The 20,053-nt window shown below is 41.8% G+C and carries 18 protein-coding genes; 3 read left to right on the top strand and 15 right to left on the bottom strand.

Annotated elements, in window-relative coordinates; translation table 11 throughout:
* Positions 1 to 39: 39 nt before the first annotated feature.
* Together ald and FPZ44_RS06245 are read right to left on the bottom strand one after the other, a co-directional pair.
* Entirely contained in the window at positions 40 to 1,173 is a 1,134-nt protein-coding gene (ald, locus tag FPZ44_RS06250; RefSeq protein WP_144991714.1) for an alanine dehydrogenase, read from the bottom strand.
* 150 nt (positions 1,174 to 1,323) lie between these two features.
* Positions 1,324 to 2,559, bottom strand: a complete 1,236-nt coding sequence (locus FPZ44_RS06245; RefSeq protein ID WP_144988377.1) for a PucR family transcriptional regulator — start codon at positions 2,557 to 2,559, stop codon at positions 1,324 to 1,326.
* 267 nt (positions 2,560 to 2,826) lie between these two features.
* Here FPZ44_RS06245 and FPZ44_RS06240 point away from each other — a divergent pair, with 267 nt between their 5' ends.
* Positions 2,827 to 3,750 (top strand): phosphatase PAP2 family protein, encoded by a 924-nt coding sequence (locus FPZ44_RS06240; protein WP_144988375.1) that lies wholly within the window; start codon positions 2,827 to 2,829, stop codon positions 3,748 to 3,750.
* A gap of 140 nt (positions 3,751 to 3,890) precedes the next feature.
* Here FPZ44_RS06240 and FPZ44_RS06235 read toward each other — a convergent pair whose 3' ends face one another.
* Entirely contained in the window at positions 3,891 to 4,340 is a 450-nt protein-coding gene (locus tag FPZ44_RS06235) for a GNAT family N-acetyltransferase (protein ID WP_144988373.1), read from the bottom strand.
* A 265-nt stretch (positions 4,341 to 4,605) separates the two neighbouring features.
* On the opposite strand from FPZ44_RS06235, the gene trhO reads away from it, so the two are divergent.
* The gene (gene trhO / locus FPZ44_RS06230; RefSeq protein WP_144988371.1) at positions 4,606 to 5,508 is read left to right on the top strand and encodes an oxygen-dependent tRNA uridine(34) hydroxylase TrhO; all 903 of its coding nucleotides are present in this window, start codon (positions 4,606 to 4,608) and stop codon (positions 5,506 to 5,508) included.
* Positions 5,509 to 5,771: 263 nt separating this feature from the next.
* On the opposite strand, the gene FPZ44_RS06225 is transcribed toward trhO, so the two are convergent.
* The 9 genes from FPZ44_RS06225 to FPZ44_RS06185 all read right to left on the bottom strand — a co-directional run bounded on the left by FPZ44_RS06225 (position 5,772) and on the right by FPZ44_RS06185 (position 14,225).
* A complete protein-coding gene (locus tag FPZ44_RS06225) occupies positions 5,772 to 6,245 on the bottom strand; it encodes a hypothetical protein (RefSeq protein WP_144988369.1) in 474 nt (157 codons plus the stop codon).
* Between the two features lie 297 nt (positions 6,246 to 6,542).
* A complete protein-coding gene (locus tag FPZ44_RS06220) occupies positions 6,543 to 7,457 on the bottom strand; it encodes an EamA family transporter (RefSeq protein ID WP_144988367.1) in 915 nt (304 codons plus the stop codon).
* A gap of 81 nt (positions 7,458 to 7,538) precedes the next feature.
* Positions 7,539 to 8,357, bottom strand: a complete 819-nt coding sequence (locus tag FPZ44_RS06215) for a purine-nucleoside phosphorylase (protein ID WP_144988365.1) — start codon at positions 8,355 to 8,357, stop codon at positions 7,539 to 7,541.
* An 81-nt stretch (positions 8,358 to 8,438) separates the two neighbouring features.
* On the bottom strand, positions 8,439 to 9,656 hold the full coding sequence (locus FPZ44_RS06210; RefSeq protein WP_144988363.1) for a NupC/NupG family nucleoside CNT transporter: 1,218 nt from the start codon (positions 9,654 to 9,656) through the stop codon (positions 8,439 to 8,441).
* Positions 9,657 to 9,737: 81 nt separating this feature from the next.
* The gene (gene deoC / locus FPZ44_RS06205; RefSeq protein WP_144988361.1) at positions 9,738 to 10,424 is read right to left on the bottom strand and encodes a deoxyribose-phosphate aldolase; all 687 of its coding nucleotides are present in this window, start codon (positions 10,422 to 10,424) and stop codon (positions 9,738 to 9,740) included.
* Between the two features lie 25 nt (positions 10,425 to 10,449).
* On the bottom strand, positions 10,450 to 11,403 hold the full coding sequence (locus tag FPZ44_RS06200) for a sugar-binding transcriptional regulator (protein WP_261378227.1): 954 nt from the start codon (positions 11,401 to 11,403) through the stop codon (positions 10,450 to 10,452).
* A gap of 311 nt (positions 11,404 to 11,714) precedes the next feature.
* Positions 11,715 to 12,218, bottom strand: coding sequence for a GNAT family N-acetyltransferase (locus FPZ44_RS06195; RefSeq protein WP_144988359.1), 504 nt, complete (start codon positions 12,216 to 12,218; stop codon positions 11,715 to 11,717).
* A 33-nt stretch (positions 12,219 to 12,251) separates the two neighbouring features.
* Positions 12,252 to 12,755: a hypothetical protein gene (locus FPZ44_RS06190; protein ID WP_144988357.1), complete on the bottom strand. Its 504-nt coding sequence runs from the start codon at positions 12,753 to 12,755 to the stop codon at positions 12,252 to 12,254.
* Positions 12,756 to 12,914: 159 nt separating this feature from the next.
* Positions 12,915 to 14,225 carry a hemolysin family protein gene (locus tag FPZ44_RS06185; protein ID WP_144988355.1) on the bottom strand — a complete coding sequence of 437 codons (1,311 nt, stop codon included), beginning with the start codon at positions 14,223 to 14,225 and terminating at the stop codon, positions 12,915 to 12,917.
* Positions 14,226 to 14,715: 490 nt separating this feature from the next.
* On the opposite strand from FPZ44_RS06185, the gene FPZ44_RS06180 reads away from it, so the two are divergent.
* On the top strand, positions 14,716 to 16,110 hold the full coding sequence (locus FPZ44_RS06180; protein WP_144988353.1) for a peptide MFS transporter: 1,395 nt from the start codon (positions 14,716 to 14,718) through the stop codon (positions 16,108 to 16,110).
* Between the two features lie 103 nt (positions 16,111 to 16,213).
* Here FPZ44_RS06180 and FPZ44_RS06175 read toward each other — a convergent pair whose 3' ends face one another.
* The 3 genes from FPZ44_RS06175 to FPZ44_RS06165 form a co-directional block, all read right to left on the bottom strand.
* Complete coding sequence (locus FPZ44_RS06175; RefSeq protein WP_144991712.1) at positions 16,214 to 17,689, bottom strand: NAD-dependent malic enzyme; 1,476 nt, start codon at positions 17,687 to 17,689, stop codon at positions 16,214 to 16,216.
* Between the two features lie 126 nt (positions 17,690 to 17,815).
* Positions 17,816 to 19,153, bottom strand: coding sequence for a 2-hydroxycarboxylate transporter family protein (locus FPZ44_RS06170; protein WP_144988351.1), 1,338 nt, complete (start codon positions 19,151 to 19,153; stop codon positions 17,816 to 17,818).
* Positions 19,154 to 19,330: 177 nt separating this feature from the next.
* The gene (locus FPZ44_RS06165; RefSeq protein WP_144988349.1) at positions 19,331 to 20,047 is read right to left on the bottom strand and encodes a response regulator; all 717 of its coding nucleotides are present in this window, start codon (positions 20,045 to 20,047) and stop codon (positions 19,331 to 19,333) included.
* Between the last annotated feature and the right edge of the window lie 6 nt (positions 20,048 to 20,053).

The raw sequence follows: 20,053 nt of genomic DNA, 5'->3' as shown, positions 1-20,053 counted from the left end.
ATTTTAATCTGGATACCAGCTTGTGCAATCATCATCGTATTAATGTACAAGAAGCGCCTTCTGCAATGCGTCTTCTACAGGTACGTACGCATAACCTAGGTCACGCGCTACTGCATGATACGTCATCTCTCCACCAGCCGTATTAACACCCGCTAGCAATGCCTTGTTCTCTTGCAATGCACGCTCTAGCCCTTTGTTAGCGATTTGCAGCGCGTATGGCAATGTCACGTTAGTCAGTGCCATTGTTGATGTACGCGATACAGCTCCTGGCATATTGGCTACGGCATAGTGTACGACACCATGTTTCACATAAGTAGGCTGGTCATGCGTAGTTACACGATCAACAGTTTCCACAATACCACCTTGATCGACAGCTACGTCAATAACTACAGAGCCTGGCTGCATAGATTGAATCATCGCCTCTGTGACAAGCTTAGGCGCTTTAGCACCTGGAATAAGCACGGCGCCAATGACAAGGTCAGAATTACGAACAGACTCTGCAATATGCATCGGATTGGACATCAACGTTTGCACGCTTGTACCGAATATATCTTCAATTTGACGAAGACGATCAGCGCTTAGGTCAATAATCGTTACATCTGCACCAAGACCAACCGCGATCTTCGCTGCGTTCGTTCCAACGACTCCACCACCGATAATCGTCACCTTACCACGTTGTACACCTGGAACACCGCCCAGCAATATCCCTTTACCGCCGTGTACTTTTTCTAAGAACTGAGCGCCAATTTGTGCTGCCATACGTCCCGCTACTTCGCTCATTGGTGTCAGCAATGGCAATGTACGATTGACTTCTACCGTTTCATAAGCAATACCGATTACACCTGAATCCAATAACGCCTTAGCAAGCTCAGGTTCAGCTGCTAAATGTAAATAAGTAAACAATATTAGTCCTTTGCGGAAATATCCATATTCAGCAGGAAGCGGCTCTTTTACCTTCATAATCATTTCCGCTTGTGCCCATACATCAGCAGCTTGCTGTACAATAACAGCCCCTGCTTGTTCATAATCACGATCTTCAAATCCGCTGCCTACACCCGCTCCACTTTGGATGAGCACTTTATGCCCAGCTTGGCTTAAAGCCATAACTCCTGCTGGCGTTGCAGCAACGCGGTTTTCATTATTTTTTATTTCTGCTGGAACTCCGATAATCATCATTGAATCCCCCTCAAGTTCATTGCGAATGCTTAAAAGTATCACTTCTTAGATTTAATATAACCGTTTATGACGATCACAGCTTCGTCCAACTTTATGAAAAAAAATAATCCGCCTTGTGTAATTTCACAAAGCGGATACCTAGCTGATTTATGATTGCCATTGGTCCATTTTCAATTCTAAATACAATGAAATTTTTTGTTCCATATCGTTTAAGTCGATACCGCCAATGTCTGTTATTCGCTTCAAGCGATACATTAGCGTATTGGAGTGAATATGCAGCATTTCAGCAGCTCGCTTCACGTTACAATCTGCTTGCAGAAAAATGGAAAGCGTACTAACTAACCCGCTCTGATGCTCTTTATCGTACTCCTTCAGCTTAGACAGGCTCAAATGCTTCATTGGACGTGCACGACGCTCCTGCATCATAGTAGGAAGGAAACGATACCAGCCCAATTCTTCGTATCGATGCAAATGTCTCATTTCCTCAGGCAGGTGCTTCTTCATATTCATAACCGTTATTGCTTCTTGATAACTCTTCACAACATCCATATATAAGGAATAAGATAGCCCACTCGTCAAATGAATGGGCTTCACTCCGAAACGCTGCTGCATCCGCTCCATGAGCAGCATCCACGCAGCGATGTGCCCATCCATATCTTCATCCGTCGCATCAATCAGCACAAGCAAGCGCTGCTCTTGCCTTACATGGAGCACTTTCCGATGCCGCTGTGCCGTATGTATCGTATACAGTACTTGCTCATACAATTTCTCATTCAGCAATGTATCAAATTCAATAATCATAATCCGATATGATTTGGGCAAAGTTATTCCTAATTGGTGCGCTCGATCTACAATTCGATGCTCTGAATCCATACTCCCGGTTAACATTCCCCAGAAAAATTCAAAGCTCTGTTCTTCACGTCTACGACGTTGGGTTTGAACTTGCAGCAATTTACCTCTAGCGGCATGTGATGCTTTGTTCAAATCATCCAAACCTTGTTCATCGATTCCTTGGTGCTCATCCATCACCCATATATAACCGAGGATATCCTGATGATGACGGATCGCGACTGCGATGCGCCGATTCAAGCCGATGGAATCAATCGGTTCAATAATCACGGGAACTTGGCTCCCCATAATCTGCTCAATGATACCTTCACGCCACAGCATACTAATGACATGTTCAGGTACACGCCTGCCAATAATTGTTGCAATGCGAACCGGATCGGTATCAGGTGCATGCGTACTATAAGCAAGCAGCCTATGGTTACTATCCTCAATCGTAACGGGACATTGCAAGATCTGACTAATCGTGTCCGCTATCGCTTCAATGGACTCAAAGTCACGATCAAATGGATCAAATGGATCAAGGTGAACATTCATTTAAACAAAACCCCTCTATCTGCACACACTTTTTCCATATGTACATCTATAATAATATGCACGAGGCGCTTACCTCTTTCAACCCTATATAACAAATGAAAAATTCGAACATATGTTACGTTATTTCTCCATTTTGACCGTTTATGGTGTATGCCCGGCACTATGCCCAAACTTATCATTATTTTTCTATCGTAAAATCAATTAACCCTATGCTATAATACAAAAATTGTCTATAAAATTCAAAAGAAAACTGAAAAGGTGAACCATTTGCTAACTAGAAAAACGTATCTCATTATTTTAGCAACCATCATGGCTTTGTTAATGTTCCTTATTTTCCGAGTTGAAAATTGGCAGTTGTGGTGTCTGATCGTAATGATTGCTTCCTTATGGGGAACTAGCAAGGATGCCAAGCAAATTTCTTGGCTTCGCTTTATGCCTGCGGGACTACTGACATTATTGATCTTCTACATCATCTACAAATATGCGAATCCATTCTGGTTCAAGGTCGTTGCATGGCAAACCGAATCCATGCATCATACATTCAATTGGAATGAATGGTTTAACTCGATTCCTGGCAATGCACCATGGATGTTCCAATTGTGGCAGCCTGAATGGCTAACGACCTATATGCAATCAGTATATATATATGGCTTTACGTTGACATATTGGTTGTGTATTATTCGCGCCTTTTTCACGAAGGACGTGAAAAAGTTTGGGCGCTACGCGCTCGCAGGCTATTTGCTGCAAGTACCGCTTATTTTACCTTTCTACAACCTCATCTTCTTGCAGGAAGTGTGGTATGTACAAGGAACACCTGACCTGCTTGAACGGGGCTTAACAGCAGCAGAGGCGTTCAATGTTACGATTAATTGCTTCCCTAGCATGCATACGTCTATTGCCTTTGCAGCCGTTCTGTTGGCTATGCGTGAACGGAGTAAATGGTATCGATGGATTGTTGGTGTTTTCGGTATCTCGATTATGATTTCAACGCTCTATTTGAACATCCATTGGATTATTGATATGTTTGCCGGTATGCTGTTCGCTTACGGCTGCGTGAAGCTGGCGGATTGGATTGTGGATCGAAAAGCATTTGATCGGTTTACGAATTACTTTGAAGGATTCGGAGCTAAGCTCGAACAGAAGTTAATCAAGGATAATCCTACAACACATGATAAAGATTTCGGTGCATAATGTTCAAGTAGTAGTGAATTATTGAGTTTGAATTTATGCCTATTCTAATAAAGAGCTGTTGGATGATTGAACAGGGTTGAACCCGAACAATGACCAATAGCTCTTCTTTATGTATGATTTTCGAGGTATGTTTTTCGAGCCTATTTTCTCTCAAACGAAGTAATGAACATATGAGGTGCCACTTCGATTTCTTTCATTTCTTGAAAGCCACATTGTTTGTACAATTGCTTAGCAGGTGTATTCTTTGCGCCTGTACTCACAATCACTTTTTTATTTTTTGCGATATCATCTATAATATGCGCGACTAGTTTTTTAGCAATTCCTTTTCTAAAATGATCGGGATGTACGACCAAGCGACAAATATCTATTAACTGTCCCTCGTCTATATAAGAAATAAAGGCAGTCAGTTCTCCCTCTACATAATAACCTTTAAAAGTCTCATTGCTAGCCATTAATGTTTCCACAGTATCCTTCAATGGCGGAATATCATAAAAGCCGATTAATTCAGCCTCTACTTGATAAGAAGGAATTTGCACATCAAGCATTTGTTTAGCAATTGCTTCATTGTCTACTATTAATGTATGTATCATAGAAACCTCCCAGATGTTAAATAAAATCTGCTTAATAACCGTCTCTTCATTTAACCATCGAAGTGGATAAATTGTCCATAATCTCCCCGTATGATAATTCTAGCTTACTGTCAGATTAGGATTGAACTCCCACTGTGAATTTCATCACTATTTGTGATACAATACTTTCTATAGAAAATGGTTTACTATCTAACACGTACTGATCAGTCACTATGCAAATAGTCGCTAAGAACAGTACCCAAATCTAAACGAACAGGTGATTCATTTGACTGAAAAAGCTAAATTTGCACTTTTGCTTTTCTATAAATTTGTTGACGTTCCGAATGCTGAGCAGCTTGCTCAAGAACATTTGGAATATTGCAAACAGTTAGGCATTAAAGGTCGCATCTTGATCGCGGATGGCGGTATCAATGGTACATTAACAGGAACAATCGAACAAACAGAACAGTATATGCAGGATTTGAAACAAAACCCTCTGTTTGCAGATACGGTTTTTAAAATAGATCCAGTAGAAGAACATGCTTTTAAAAAGATGCATGTCCGTTATAAAAAGGAACTTGTTACGTTCCGTGTAGATGATAGAAATCTTGATCCTAATGTACTTACAGGTGGCCATCTTAGCCCAGCAGAATGGCATGAGTATTTACAACGTGATGATGTAGTCGTACTTGATGGCCGTACAGGCTATGAATTCGATCTCGGGCACTTCCGCAATGCAATTCGTCCTGAAGTTGACAGCTTTAGAGAGTTCCCAGAGTGGATTCGTGAAAATATGAGTGATCTTAAGGACAAGAAGATCCTTACGTACTGTACGGGCGGTATCCGCTGTGAGATTTTGAGCAGCTGGATGATTCAAGAAGGCTTCGATGAAGTATACCAACTTGACGGTGGTATCGTTACCTATGGTAAAGATACAGAGGTACAAGGAAGATTATTCGATGGTTCATGCTATGTATTTGATGAGCGTATTTCTGTGCCAATCAACCATACAGATGAAGCGGTTATCGTAGGTCGCTGTCATCACTGTGAAAAGCCAGCAGATCGTTATATTAACTGTGAGCTTGATTCCTGCCACTTGCAGCATATCGTTTGTGACGAGTGCGAAGCTGAGCACAACGGACACTGTTCAACAGAGTGCGCTGATAAAACTGCTGCCGCAGCAGTATAACCCTTTTATAATCACATTACAAAATAACATAAAGAGCCTGCAATCTCTTTTCGTCAGCTTAAGCTGGTGCAAGAGTATTGCAGGCTTTTTAGCTTTACATTTTAAAAATGTCACATAGTAAAAAGGATGAATTCTCACAAACTTAATGGAAGAAGAATACTCTGAAAAGTCAGTATAGCCGCTGAATCATGCTAAAACGCCTTAAAAGTGTGTCGTATAGAAGAAACGAAGAGGAATATTAATGCTAGTACATGTAAGGTGAATTAAAGTTTTTTGTAAATATATGTTTGATCCCAACTTGGACCTGTCGTTGAAATATGCACCCACCCGACAGGTATGTTATAGAATGATTTCACTCCTACTTGCGCTCCGCTTGGAGCACCATTTAGATTTTTAATAATGAACGTTTGATCCCAACTTGGTCCTGTCGTACTTACATGAACCCAACCACTAGGTAGATTATAAAATGACTTGATGCCTACTTCCGCTCCATAAGGGGCGCCATTTAGATTTTTAATAATGAATGTTTGATCCCAACTCGGACCCGTTGTTCTTACATGTACCCATCCAGGAGGGATATTATGGAGAGATTTCACGCCTGCCTCTGCTCCATAGCTATTTGTTTGATATCCTAAAGAGGATACCTGATTCGTAGTAACTGCCGCTGCCTGCACCCCAACTGCTGAACCGAGCAGCGCTACTGCCAACACACTTGCTACCGTAAGTTTCTTGATCATTTTCATTTCTCCTCTTCATAAGAATAGTCTAGTAATGAACAGCACAAGCTTCCCTTTCGTAATAGATTGTGCTTTCGCCAAGATTGTACGCCGCTACTCTAGTATTAGCAATATATTTGTAGACAACTTCTACAAAATAAACAATAAGACTCAGGGACAGTTCGTCACTAAGTCTTGCTGCATAGATGCATATAAGTTATTTTTCGAGGATTTCTACTGTATATTTACAAATCTAATCTACAAAAAACCTCCCTGCTCTACATACAAAAAAAAGGGAGCTCTACGCTCCCTTTTCATTTATGCGGTTGAAGCCTTTCTCATTCGTCTACGCTTAACTAACTCCGGCCATGCTACGCCAAACATAATGAGCGCAACACCGCCCCATTGAAGCAGACTCACATGCTCATGAAGCACAAGCATCGACATCACGATGGCCATTGGAAGCTCCATCGCCCCTAAAATAGAGGCCATGCCAGCCCCCGTAAGCGGTACTCCTTTTGCAAAGAACAGCGTCGATAAAACAGGACCCATAATACCAAGAATCAAGCCGTATTTGCCAAGTCCATCGAAAATAATGGACGGATCGAAGAAGAATGTAGGTGTCACGACGATGGCCGCTACGATAAAGCCGCCTGTTACCATATAGGCAGTGCGCGTGATAGAGTCAGCATCTGTCGCTACACGACCACTAACAAAAATAAATATCGTATACGTTAGAGCCGATAATAGACCGTATATGATACCTTGCGTATGGAAAGTAACTCCCTTAGACAGCATTCCACCAGCAATGACTGTTCCTACTAACAACGGAATAAGTGCAACCAACTTCTCTTTAGCAGGAAATTTGCGTGTAGTGATCGCTTCTAATACAACCCCCATCCAAGTGAACTGGAATAAGAGCAATATCGCGAAGGAAGCGGATACATATTGCAAGCTCTGATAATAGAAGACACCAGTTAGCCCCGTAGAGGAACCCACAACAAGCAAAAACAACGCCTCATTCATAGCTGGCTGGCGACTAGCCTTTCCAGCTTGCTTAGAGCCTATCAGCTTCTTGCCACCTACCAGGCCCCATAGGATCAATGCACCAACCAGCAGCTGAATACCTACAACATCATTGACGATGAAACCTTCACCATATGCAAGTTTTACGAACGTAGATAATACTCCGTAGAAACATGCTCCCAATAAAACATAAATAATTCCTTTCACTGCAACCATTCACCTCAAAAATTAATAAATAAGAAAAGGGCCTTAACGAATAAGACCCTTATCTCACTACTTTATATGTGATTAAACTTCTTTCAAGATTCCTTTAATAAGTGCAACGAATGAAGTTCTTACTTGTGCAGCTACCTCGATAACCTCTTCGTGGTTAAGCGGTTGGTCAAGAATACCACAAGCCATGTTCGTCAAGCAAGAAATACCTAGTACGTTCAAGCCTGCGTGGTTCGCTACGATAACTTCTGGTACCGTAGACATCCCCACTGCATCAGCGCCAAGCGTACGGATCATGCGGATTTCAGCTGGTGTTTCGTAAGCTGGGCCTGTCCACCAAGCGTATACACCTTGCTGCATTTTGATACCTTGAGCATCTGCAACACGTAGAGCCAATTCACGAAGCTCTGGGCTGTATGCTTTGGACAAGTCTTGGAAACGAACGCCTAGCTCGTCGTTGTTAGGTCCCATTAGCGGGTTGTTCATAACAAGGTTCAAGTGGTCTGTAATAAGCATAAGCTCGCCAGCTTTGTAGCTCGTATTTACCGCGCCACAAGCATTCGTAATAATTACGTTTTCCACACCAAGCGCTTTCATAACACGTACTGGGAAGGTAACATCATCCAACGAATAACCTTCATAGTAGTGGAAGCGACCTTTCATAGCTACGACGATCTTACCTTCCAATTCACCGATAACAAGCTCGTTTGCATGTCCTACTGCCTCAGACTTTGCAAAGTGAGGAATTTCACTGTACGGAATGACAACTGCGTTAGCAATATCGTCCGCAAGACCGCCAAGACCAGAACCAAGAATCATACCGATTGTTGGGCGAAGATTCGTCTTTGTCAAAATAAAGTCTTTTGCTTCATTAATATGCGCTGTTTGATGCATAATAAAACCCTCCGTGTCTAAACATAATATAACAACTATTGTTTAAGTTATCGCTATCTTATTATAGCTTGTTTCTTCTTATTATACGAACATACCTGCAATTGTTGCACTTAGCAAGGAAGCAAGCACCCCTGCGAACATCGCTCTTAGACCGATCGAAGCAATTTCTGCACGACGCTCAGGAACAAGGCTTCCGATACCGCCTACACAGATTGCAATCGAGGAGAAGTTAGCAAATCCGCACAATGCGAATGTAATAATAACTTGTGTCTTCTCAGACAGTGTGCCCATTACAGGAGCAAAGTTAGAGTATGCAACAAATTCGTTCAATACAATCTTTTGACCGATAAACGTACCAGCTTGTACAGCTTCAGACCAAGGAACACCGATTGCTAGTGCTAATGGAGCAAAGATATAGCCAAAGATTTGCTCAAGTGTAATGCTGAATCCGAACCATCCACCAACTGCGCCAAGACCACCGTTCAACATCGCAATAAGGGAAGTCATTGCAAGCAACATTGCACCAATTGTAGCTGCTAGCTTCATACCGTCGATTGCACCAACGGAAATCGCTTCAATCAAGTTAACCGATTCACCTTGATTTTTCTTCACATCAATTGTAAATGTGCGTTCGGAATTGTCCGTTTCAGGCATGAACAACTTCGCCATAATAAGTCCGGATGGCATAGACATAAAGCAAGCTGCCAACAAGAACTTAAGGTCAACACCCATTCCTGCGATACCAGCCAATACAGAACCGGATACGGATGCTAGACCACCCGTTACTACCGCGAACAACTCAGACTTTGTCATTTTGGGAAGGAATGGCTTAACAACAAGTGGTGCTTCAGACTGACCAACAAAGATATTCGCTGCAGCAGACAAAGATTCTGGCTTGCTTGTACCGAGAAGCTTAGAAATACCGCCACCAAGTACACGAATAATAATTTGCATAATGCCTAGATGATAAAGCGCTGCAATAAGTGCTCCGAAGAATATAACTAGCGGCAACACTTGGAATGCGAACACAAATGCAATACCAGATTGCTCTGTATATAATCCACCGAATAAGAACATAATTCCGTCATTCGCATAACCGATCAAACCATTAACAAAGTTAGACAGCGTCCCCATTACTTTTACGCCATATTCATTTTTAATAGCCAAGTAAGCGAAGGTAATTTGCAGCAGCAAACCAATCAATATCGTACGCGGTTTAATCGCTTTACGATTCGAAGACATTAGAAAACCGATTCCAAAAATAACTGCAATCCCTATCAAGCCGCTTAACACGTTCATGAGATGTCCTCCCTAAGATGAATGTGTGACAAACTTTTCGTTCGCTATTAGCGAAAAGCCACACAATTAAAACTCTAAATCTTAATACCCGCTACCTTCATTGCTGCCGCCATCCGTAACGATTGCAACGCTTGCACTTGCACCAATACGGCTTGCTCCTGCTTCTACCATCGCCAATGCGTCTTCACGTGTACGAATGCCGCCAGACGCTTTCACTCCACATGCATCACCGACTGTTTCACGCATCATACGAATGTGATCAACTGTTGCTCCACCTGTACCAAAACCTGTAGACGTTTTCACGAAATCCAATCCTGTTTCACGAGCCAAGCGGCAAGCTTCTACAACTTGTGCATCCGTCAAGTAACAAGTCTCCAAGATGACTTTAACGATTACGCCTGCATTTGCTTCGTCACGAAGTTCTGTAAACGCACGCATTTCACGCTCAACTTGCTCCCAACGTCCGTTCAATACATCGCTGATGCTCAATACATAATCGATTTCAGTTGCACCGTTTGCAATTGCATCTTTTGCTTCAAACACTTTTGTTGCCAATGTGTTTGCTCCAAGCGGGAAACCGATAACTGTACAAATTTCTACTCCGCTATCTTTCAACTGCTCAGCTGCTAGAGATACATAGCAAGGCTCAACACAAACAGAAGCGAATTGATACTCACGTGCCTCTTTGCATAGTTCAACGATTTGCTCATCTTGTACATTAGGTTTCAATAGCGTATGGTCAATCATGTTTGCAAGTTGCTGGTTCATCTTGAATCTTCCTTTCTTCATTCCATTAGTTTGCGTTCAATTGGTCTAGCATAGCTTGAGCTGTGAATTGGTCTGTTACAAGTACATTTACATAACGTCCTCGCAAAGCACCTAACATCACATCTACTTTTTCACGTCCACCTGCTGCTAATATGCTAGTTTCCTTCTTTGCAAGAACATCCAGTTCAATCCCTATTGTACGTTCGTCTAAGTCTGTAGAGCAGATTTGTCCATCTCTATTAATATAACGAGCGCAAATATCACCGACTGCCTTCGTCTGATCCAACGCCTTCATTTCATCAGGCGATAAATAGCCAGCCTTCATTAGAACAGAATTACTATGATGCGTACCTGTTGTTACAATAGCAATGTTTGCTTCACGGCCAATCTCCAATACTTTTTTGATGTGCTTGTCCGATATAATCGCTTGTTTGACCAACGTATGATCCACAATTGCGGGAACCGGTACATAGTATGGAGTTGTATGAAATGCAGCGCTTACAAGACTAGCAATTTCGAACGCGTACGTATCCGCTGAGAAGCTTATTCCACCGTTCAACTGAACGACTCTTACATTTTGTACATGCTTCGAAGTCATTTTGCCGGCGATCTTATACAGTGTCGTTCCCCATGTGACGCCAATCGTATCACCGTCCTTGACAATGTCATGAACATATTGGGCTACACTCTCAGATATTACCTCTTTAATAACTTCTGAATCATTTACAGGTGCCATCGTAATGATGCACTCTTTCAAATTGAAATGCTGCTGAAACTGTTCCTTCAAGCTTGAGCAGTAATCGATAGGATCAAATACTTCAATCTTAACGACTCCACTTTGCTTCGCCAGCTTTAAGTAACGTGATACAGAAGGGCGAGATATTCCTAGCTTTTCTGCAATCTCCTTCTGGCTGAGGTCCATTTGATAATAAAGTTTTGCAACTTCTACTACGATGTAAGGCTTTTCATTTTCAATCATAAAAATGTTATCTCCTTACTGCACCCTATCAAAATTAGCCAATCCGTTTCGATACGTTATCATTTCATTATGAAATTATGTCAAAGAAGTGTTTGTCATTTGATTACATAGTAACTGAAAAACGCTTACAACGTCAACTAGAGTATGTGTGTTAACGTTTTCCAAATAAAAATTTAATCTTCGATGAAATTAATTTCATACATAAACAACCAAATGATCAATTCACACTATAAAAAAGCACCGATCACTCGGTGCTCTGTCTATGTTTATATTATTCTCTCATCTATTACCTATTACATACGGAATTAAAATTAAAATGTTCGCTGCCAGGTGTACTCTATAAGTTGAGTCTCAAAGTGTTCATGCTTCTCCACCATATGAGAAGTCTGTACAAAACCATTACGCTCATAGAAACGCCGGCCTAGCTCATTTTTATCCTCTACCCAAGCGACAAGCTTGTTCATGTGAGGCATTGTAGACAGATAATTAGATAACAGCAAGCGTCCAGCACCTGCATTCTGCCGATCTGGGTGCACATATATACGCAGTAACTCATATTCTCCCGCCGACTCTTGCTTCATAACCTGGGCAAACGCAATAATAGCGCCTTCTAGTTCACAGACATAAAAATGCCGTTCCTCTCTTTGCGCATCTCTCTCTGCACTTCGCTCCAGATTATCCATACTGTAAGCACTACTGACGAATTCCTCAATAAAGGATTGTGGATAGATGTCACCATAAGCAGCATTCCATGACTGCTTAGCGACTAGTTGAACATGAATAGCATCTTCTTTTAGAATTGGCCGAATATTCATCGCATCTTCCCCCTCATCATGTTAGTTATTCAGCTAATAAGCAAGTGTAAAACATCTGCGTGATTCCCTGAGCACCATGTCTGCCTTCAAGTGACGAGGTAATCTACGATCGTTTCTCATATCCTCCCAAGGCTTAAAAGATACCGGAATGTAGCACCACCAAGGGGCATAACCATCAGGAGTTGAAACAAATTCAATGATCGTAATCGGCTTCGGAAGCTCTATAGAAGAAGCGTCTGACAGATTACCCTCCGCTTCCAAACAAAGCTGATTGTAAGGCCTCATTTCATAACTTCCTCCACGCACCTCAATGACATAGTCACCATCCGAAATATCCCGATTGCTATGACATCGTACTCCGGAGAAATAACGCTGTTCCAACCGTAATCCATACACCATCGGCATCACCTTCTGTTTGTTAAGAAAGGTGCCTCCATGAACCGAGCTTTGTTCCGTTACATGGTGGTACATATCCTCATAGCATTCATGAAAAGTACCCGCTACATAAAATGACTTCAGATCGACGGTTTGTTTCATATGAATATATCTCCTTTTGAGCACGCTTGGCAACCCCTGGAAACGCAAAAAAGGACAATCCTCGAGTAATGAGAATTGTCCGATGCTTTCGGCCACTGTGCTATTATTTTATTGGTTATTCTTAACATATCATAATGACTATGAACTGTAAATGTTGAATTACTGTCCTTCTTCCGAATCCATTCGCTTCAATTCAATTTTGCGGATACGGTGGCGTTCTTTTTCTAAGATAGTGAACATGACCCCTTCCACGACGATTTTACTGCCGCGTTTGCCTTCAGGGTGACGATCGTACAACCAGCCTGCAATCGTGTCAAAATCATCGCTTTCTAGATGCGTACCAAGCAGGTCATTGACGTCACTTAGCAATACTTTACCATCTACACGATAATGCCCTTCACCTACTCGCTCCACCTCAGCGCGTTCTTCGGCATCGAATTCATCTCGAATCTCACCGACGATTTCTTCGAGTATATCCTCAATCGTAATCATACCTGATGTACCGCCGTATTCATCGACTAGTATCGCCATATGAATATGATCCTGCTGCATCTTGCGAAGCAACTGCTTAACCGGCATTGCTTCTGAAACTGTCAGTACAGGGCGAATTAAGTTCTTCAACGGTTGTTCACGAAGAGTGCCATCCATCGTAAGGAACAATTGCTTCATGTTGACCATCCCGATTACATTGTCCTTGTCATTATGAATGACAGGATAACGAGTATACTGTTCCTCTCGCATAATCGGAATGTTTTCCAATACAGTAAGATCACCATCTAAGGAGATCATATCTGTACGAGGTACCATGATTTCTTTAGCTAGCAATTCATCAAAAGCAAAAATTCGGCTCACATATCCATATTCCGTGTTATTGATTTTACCGCTTTCGTAGCTCTCACTTAAGATGATTTGAAGCTCTTCTTCAGAGTGAGCCTCTTCGTGCTCACTAGCAGGCTTCAATCCGAACAAGCGAATTAGTGCATTCGCTGAACCATTCAAGAGCCAAATGAACGGATACATAATTTTATAAAAGAAAATGATTGGCTTTGCTAATAGCAAAGTGATCTTTTCTGCTTTTTGAATGGCCAATGATTTAGGCGCAAGTTCACCTACAACTACATGAATGTAGGTCATCAGTACAAATGCAATCACAAAAGAAAGGACTCCGGCCAGTTCTGGTCTAATACCAAACTCGTTAAAAAGAGGATGTAGCAGTTTCTCAACTGTCGGTTCTCCTAACCATCCTAATCCAAGTGCGGTAATGGTAATACCCAACTGACAAGCAGACAAGTATCCATCTAAATTACTGATTACTTTTTTAGCTGCCAGGGCGTTTTTTTGTCCTTCCAATACCAATTGATCGATACGGCTCGTACGAATTTTGACGATAGCAAATTCTGTTGCTACGAAAAATGCAGTCAATCCAATTAGTATAGCTATGAGGATAAACTCAACCGTGGGAATTTCCATTAGATAGGTACCTTCTCCTTTTGACATTAGATTTCATAATTCTTGAAATAGAGATACTCTTATTATAATTTCTTGTTTCAAAAGTTACAAAGTCTGAATCCAGCCGCATTTGACTCTCTCCACAGCAACATGACTATATAGTCAGTGTCAGCGACCCTTTTTGTACGGTTACGCCACCACAATCCCATTCATTCGCCCACGCGCTGAAATTAATTTACCCTATTTCTCATTATTATGTTACGTGCTGACATTCTGAATTCCATACCTGTTTATTATCCGCAAATTACAGCTTAGTAATATGTACCATGAATGTAAAGTTTACAACCTGTTTATATTTAATAATATATTAAGATATTATTGAAAATAATGGGATTTCAGTATTACAAATCCCTATTTCCAGTTGACACCCCACAATAGATCGGCGTATGATCATGAATAATAAACTACCGTTTGTTATAATTATAAACGTTGCGGACAGGAGGAACACATCATGTCAACTCATCAAGCAGCCGCTTCCAATGCAACGAATCGTAAGGACAAGCATCCACCAGGCTTGTATGTACTATTTTTCACGGAAATGTGGGAAAGATTCAGTTACTATGGAATGAGAGCTATGCTCGTACTTTACTTAACTACCGCGTTAATTAGCGGAGGTTTAGGTTTTTCAGAAAGTACCGCTCTTACGGTTTACGGTATTTTTACCGGAGCATGTTACTTCACACCACTATTGGGTGGATATTTATCTGATAAATATCTCGGAAGAAGACTTGCTGTAACCATTGGCGGTATCTGTATTGCAATCGGAAACTTCGCTCTATTTATGGATCAAACCACGACTATGTTGTATACCGGTCTTGCCTTTATCATTATCGGTAATGGATTCTTCAAACCGAATGTCTCTACGCTTGTCGGCGATTTGTATCCTAAGGGTGACCGTCGTGTAGACTCCGCTTATACGATATTCTACATGGGTATCAACGTGGGCAGCCTGTTCGCACCGCTCGTGTGCGGCTACTTGGCTGAGCAGTTGTTCAAAATTCCTATGGCTGATACAATCTTGTACGGTTATAAATATGCATTCTTAGCTTCAGGTATTGGTATGATCATCGGGCAAATTATTTTTAATACACTAGCTCCTAAATATCTTGGTGATATCGGTAAAGCACCTGTGCGCAGTAAGAACGATCAAAAGACTGCTGCAGTCAAAACTCCATTAACACCACTTGAAAAGCAGCGCACAAAAGTTATTTTAATTGTCACATGCTTTGTTATTTTCTTCTGGGCAGGATTTGAACAAGCAGGCGGGTTGTTAACGTTGTATACGAATCAATTTGTAGATAAAACCATATTCGGTTTTGAAATTCCGACATCTTGGTTCCAATCCATCAATCCATTGTTCATTATTATTCTTGCACCAATCGTCTCTGCACTATGGTTGAAGCTTGCTCGTTCCAAACGTGGAGACCTAAGCTTCGGAGTGAAAATGGGACTCGGGATGGTACTATTGGGTGTAGGTTACATGGTACTGCTAGTAGCAGTTATGCAAACAGGTAGCGATCCAAATAGCGTTATATCTCAAGCTCATATTATGTTTATCGTTGGAACATACTTCTTCCACACACTTGGGGAATTGTTCTTGTCGCCAGTTGGCTTGTCCATCGTAAACAAAATTTCTCCGGTTAAACTAACTTCCCTGTTAATGGGAGTATGGTTATCAAGTACAGGAATTGCCAACATTTTAGGAAGCCAATTCGCTTCTAACATTAAGACACTTGGCTATTTCAACGTATTTGCCATTATAGGCGCTGCTGCTATCGTTCTTGGCTTGGTTCTAATGATGCTATCCAAGAAGCTCAGTTCCATGGCGCAGGTATCCGAACTATAAAACTTTAGCGATATACAACAGCCCTTGTCCTATATAGGATAAGGGCTGTTTTTTTATACTGTATGAACCGAAATGCGCAGCATATATTCTATCCTAATTTGTCTTAATTCCAAACGATTTCAAGCTGCTCCTCAAAGCTAGCTGATTCCTCCGTACTAGCTTCTTCAGAAGATTGCATGTCCAGCGGCATCTTACGGGCTACGCCTGATTGATGCGCTGCCTTAATAACCGCCGTTCGAACGCTTTTAGCAACTTGTTCATTAAATACGTTCGGGATAATGTAAGTCTCGCTCAGTTGATCTTCTGTTACAACAGAAGCAATCGCATGCGCAGCTGCCAACTTCATCTCTTCCGTGATATCAGTAGCACGACAATCTAGCGCACCACGGAAAATACCTGGGAAACAGTGTACGTTGTTAATTTGGTTTGGATAATCCGAACGCCCTGTCGCCATGACTCTAACAAATGGCGCTGCTACATCCGGATCAATCTCTGGAATCGGGTTCGCCATCGCGAACACAATCGGATCAACTGCCATCTTCTTAATGTCTTCAATTTTCAATACACCAGGTGCAGATACACCGATAAATACATCCGCTCCAGCAATAACATCCGAAAGTGATCCACTTAAATTGTCTGGGTTCGTAATCTGTGCATACATATTCCATTGTGGGTTATCATATTGGATGCCTCTACAAATCGCACCAGCACGATCTACACCGACGACATGACGAACACCTGCCTTAATCAGCATTTTCGTACATGCAATGCCGGCGGAGCCAATACCATTTACAACGACTTTAATATCTTCTAGTCGCTTGCCGCATACTTTTAGAGCGTTGATAAGTCCCGCCAAGATAACTACTGCCGTACCATGCTGATCGTCATGGAATACAGGAATGTCCAATTCTTGCTTCAGTCGCGCTTCAATTTCGAAGCAGCGTGGAGATGAAATATCCTCAAGGTTAATCCCTCCGAATGTTGGAGCCATAGCCTTGACGATCCGTACGATTTCATCTGGATCTTTAGTATCTAGGCAAATCGGGAAAGCATCAACACCAGCCAGTTGCTTGAACAGCATCGCCTTTCCTTCCATAACAGGCATTGCTGCTGCTGGGCCAATGTCGCCCAGACCGAGCACCGCCGTTCCATCAGATACAACAGCAACTGTATTGCGCTTGATCGTTAAGGAATGAGCTTTATCAGGATCATCTGCAATAGCCGTACAAATTCTTGCTACCCCAGGCGTATAAACTTTCGAAAGCATTTGACGGCTTGTAACTGGATGTTTCGGCTTCATTTCGATTTTACCGCCAACATGCAGCAGGAATGTTTGGTCTGAAATATGAATCACGACTACGCCTTCCAGCTTAGACAATTGCTCACCTATCATTTGTCCATGCTCTGGATCTGCAACATTAACCGTGATATCACGAATATGATGCGTCTTTGTCGATGAAATAACATCGATACCGATAATATCGCCGCCATCATAACCAATTTGTGTCGCTAACGTTCCAAATGCCACTTTCTCTTTACCGTATTTTACTCGGATTGTAACGGTAAGCTGCTTATTCATGTTGCTGCGTTCTTTCACAATATGTTCCTCCTCGTTGGCTCATCTGCATTTTGATTCATCTGGATGAAACCATTCCCTATCCATGTTGTGTAATGTGCAAGGCTGTCTTTTTTTATATATCGTGTATTAGCTAAAGAAATTCAATAGCAATGTTGCTAAAATTACGGTAGCTGCTCCACCAAGACGAGTAGAAATTTGAGCGAATGGCATCATTCCCATACGGTTAGATGCAGATAGAATCGCTACATCGCCTGTACCGCCCAAGCCGCTGTGACATCCTGTTACGATTGCAGATTCTACCGGGTACATGTTCATAAAACGAGCAATGAAGAAGCCTGTACCAACCATCGCTAATACTACAGATGCGCAAACTAAGATGTAGCCAGGGCTGATTACTTTTACAACATCATTTAGCGGTACATACAGCATACCGAGACCAACCATAAGCGGCCAAGTCAATGACGTAGATACAAACTTGTACAAGTGGAATGCACCATGCTCTACTTTCGTAGGAAGCAATTTAGCATATTTCGCTACGGCTGCAGCGATAATCATAATAATTGCACCTGGAATGCCTACGAATTTGGACATTAGTGCTCCAAAGATGAAGAAGCTGCAAGCTACAAGCAAGCCAGTACCCATTTGAGCAAAATCAATCTTCTTCTCTTCTTCTTTCGTATTCAAAAGATCGTTGTCTGCACCAGACTTAACTAGGATTCCATTACCACTCAAATGCGGGCGTTTCTCACCAAGACGCTTCAACAAACCTGCGCAAATGATAGCGACCACGTTACCGATAATCGCCGCTGGAATCATCATCGATACATAAGTAGCAGATGATTCTCCAAGAATCGCAGAATATGCAATCGATAGCGGCAAGATGCCTTCTCCAATTCCACCGCCAATAATCGGTACGATAATAAAGAAGAATGTGTGATAAGCACTATAGCCAAACGCCATACCTACAAGCAAACCTGCACCAACAGAAGCAAGCGTACCCAATACGAGCGGTACAAACATTCTAGAAAAACCTTTAATCAATACTGTACGATTCATCCCAAGAATACTTCCAGCAACTAATACCGAAATGTAGAAGTACAAGAAGTTCGATTCCTTCATTAACACATGAACGGCTTCCATGGAATTAGGGTTAAACCAATTTAAGAACACCATAGTCGAAGGGACGAAAATAGCAAGAATGGCTGGTCCCCCGATGTCTTTGAGAATAGGTACTCTTAATCCGATATCGCCTAACAAAACACCCAACACGATGATAACCGCGAAACCACCGATCATGTCCGTTGGCAGCTTGCTAAAGTAAGCAGCTAGAAACACGATTGTTGCTAAAGCAGCATAAAGCGGAAGTGGAATGACTCCAACTTTTATTTCACTAAGCTGCGTTAAAAAGTTTGCTTTTTTAGATTCTGTCTGTGGTTTGACTTTAAGTTGACCGACATTCTCCATCTCTGCAGCACCTCCAAGTTGTGATTACGTTTTCATCATATTCGAAATGTAAACGCATTCATATAATATGAAATTTAATGTTTCGTTTTGTAATTAAAGTAAGTAAAACTACGAAACTATTACAAATGAAAAAAGCAGCCTATTCGGCTGCCCTTCATGTATCTATGAGACGATACTTTATAAATAACGATGAATGCGACTTACTTTGTCAGGTAGAAAACGATATGTGTAGGAAGGTCTACCAATAAATCCGTAGCATATTTCAACGTCCAGAACGCCAGCCTCGCTAAGAAACTGCAAATATTTTCGCATTGAAACTCGTGATATCCCTACTTGCGCAGATAATTCCTCCGTCGTAAATGACTTCCCTTTCATGTCATCCACGCAGTTATATACCAATTGCAATGTGTTCCTTGTCAAGCCTTTTGGCAAATCAGCGACTTCAACATTTCCTTTTGCATCAGCAGTGTGGAACAAAAGCTTGTCCAGCTCCTCTTGGCTCATCTGATTCTGGCTCTGCATCAAGTTGACTTCTTCACGATACGTACTAAGTGCTGCTTGAAACCTTGCAAATTCAAAGGGTTTAATCAAATAATCAACTGCGCCAAGCCGCAAAGCCTTTTTCACACTTACAATATCACTTGCTGCGGTAATGACAATGACATCTACAGCCTGATCACGCAAGCGAATCGTCTCCAGGAGCTGCAAGCCGTTCATTCCGGGCATATAAATATCAAGCAAAATCAAATCAATCGGTTCTTTCTGGAGAACATCGATTGCCTCATCTCCGTTGGATACGGAAGTAATATGCTGAAAACCATTCATCTGCTGCAAATAATGTTTGTTAAATTCCCTAACCATTGGATCATCTTCAACGATCATTACCTTTATCAACTTTCG

It is taken from the genome of Paenibacillus agilis (assembly GCF_007786455.1).
GTDB lineage: Bacteria > Bacillota > Bacilli > Paenibacillales > Paenibacillaceae > Paenibacillus_B > Paenibacillus_B agilis.
The sequence above is the reverse complement of the archived record's forward strand: the minus strand, read 5'-3'. Positions and strand labels throughout refer to the sequence as shown.

Excerpts from the sequence above, each read along its gene's own strand:
- FPZ44_RS06225 (WP_144988369.1), bottom strand. The coding sequence starts at position 6,245 with ATGATCAAGAAACTTACGGTAGCAAGTGTGTTGGCAGTAGCGCTGCTC.
- FPZ44_RS06210 (WP_144988363.1), bottom strand. The coding sequence starts at position 9,656 with ATGAACGTGTTAAGCGGCTTGATAGGGATTGCAGTTATTTTTGGAATC.
- deoC (WP_144988361.1), bottom strand. The coding sequence starts at position 10,424 with ATGAACCAGCAACTTGCAAACATGATTGACCATACGCTATTGAAACCT.
- FPZ44_RS06175 (WP_144991712.1), bottom strand. The coding sequence starts at position 17,689 with ATGAATAAGCAGCTTACCGTTACAATCCGAGTAAAATACGGTAAAGAG.
- FPZ44_RS06245 (WP_144988377.1), bottom strand. The coding sequence starts at position 2,559 with ATGAATGTTCACCTTGATCCATTTGATCCATTTGATCGTGACTTTGAG.
- FPZ44_RS06170 (WP_144988351.1), bottom strand. The coding sequence starts at position 19,153 with ATGGAGAATGTCGGTCAACTTAAAGTCAAACCACAGACAGAATCTAAA.
- FPZ44_RS06215 (WP_144988365.1), bottom strand. The coding sequence starts at position 8,357 with ATGCATCAAACAGCGCATATTAATGAAGCAAAAGACTTTATTTTGACA.
- FPZ44_RS06185 (WP_144988355.1), bottom strand. The coding sequence starts at position 14,225 with ATGGAAATTCCCACGGTTGAGTTTATCCTCATAGCTATACTAATTGGA.
- ald (WP_144991714.1), bottom strand. The coding sequence starts at position 1,173 with ATGATTATCGGAGTTCCAGCAGAAATAAAAAATAATGAAAACCGCGTT.
- FPZ44_RS06190 (WP_144988357.1), bottom strand. The coding sequence starts at position 12,755 with ATGAAACAAACCGTCGATCTGAAGTCATTTTATGTAGCGGGTACTTTT.
- FPZ44_RS06180 (WP_144988353.1), top strand. The coding sequence starts at position 14,716 with ATGTCAACTCATCAAGCAGCCGCTTCCAATGCAACGAATCGTAAGGAC.
- FPZ44_RS06195 (WP_144988359.1), bottom strand. The coding sequence starts at position 12,218 with ATGAATATTCGGCCAATTCTAAAAGAAGATGCTATTCATGTTCAACTA.
- FPZ44_RS06235 (WP_144988373.1), bottom strand. The coding sequence starts at position 4,340 with ATGATACATACATTAATAGTAGACAATGAAGCAATTGCTAAACAAATG.
- FPZ44_RS06200 (WP_261378227.1), bottom strand. The coding sequence starts at position 11,403 with ATGATTGAAAATGAAAAGCCTTACATCGTAGTAGAAGTTGCAAAACTT.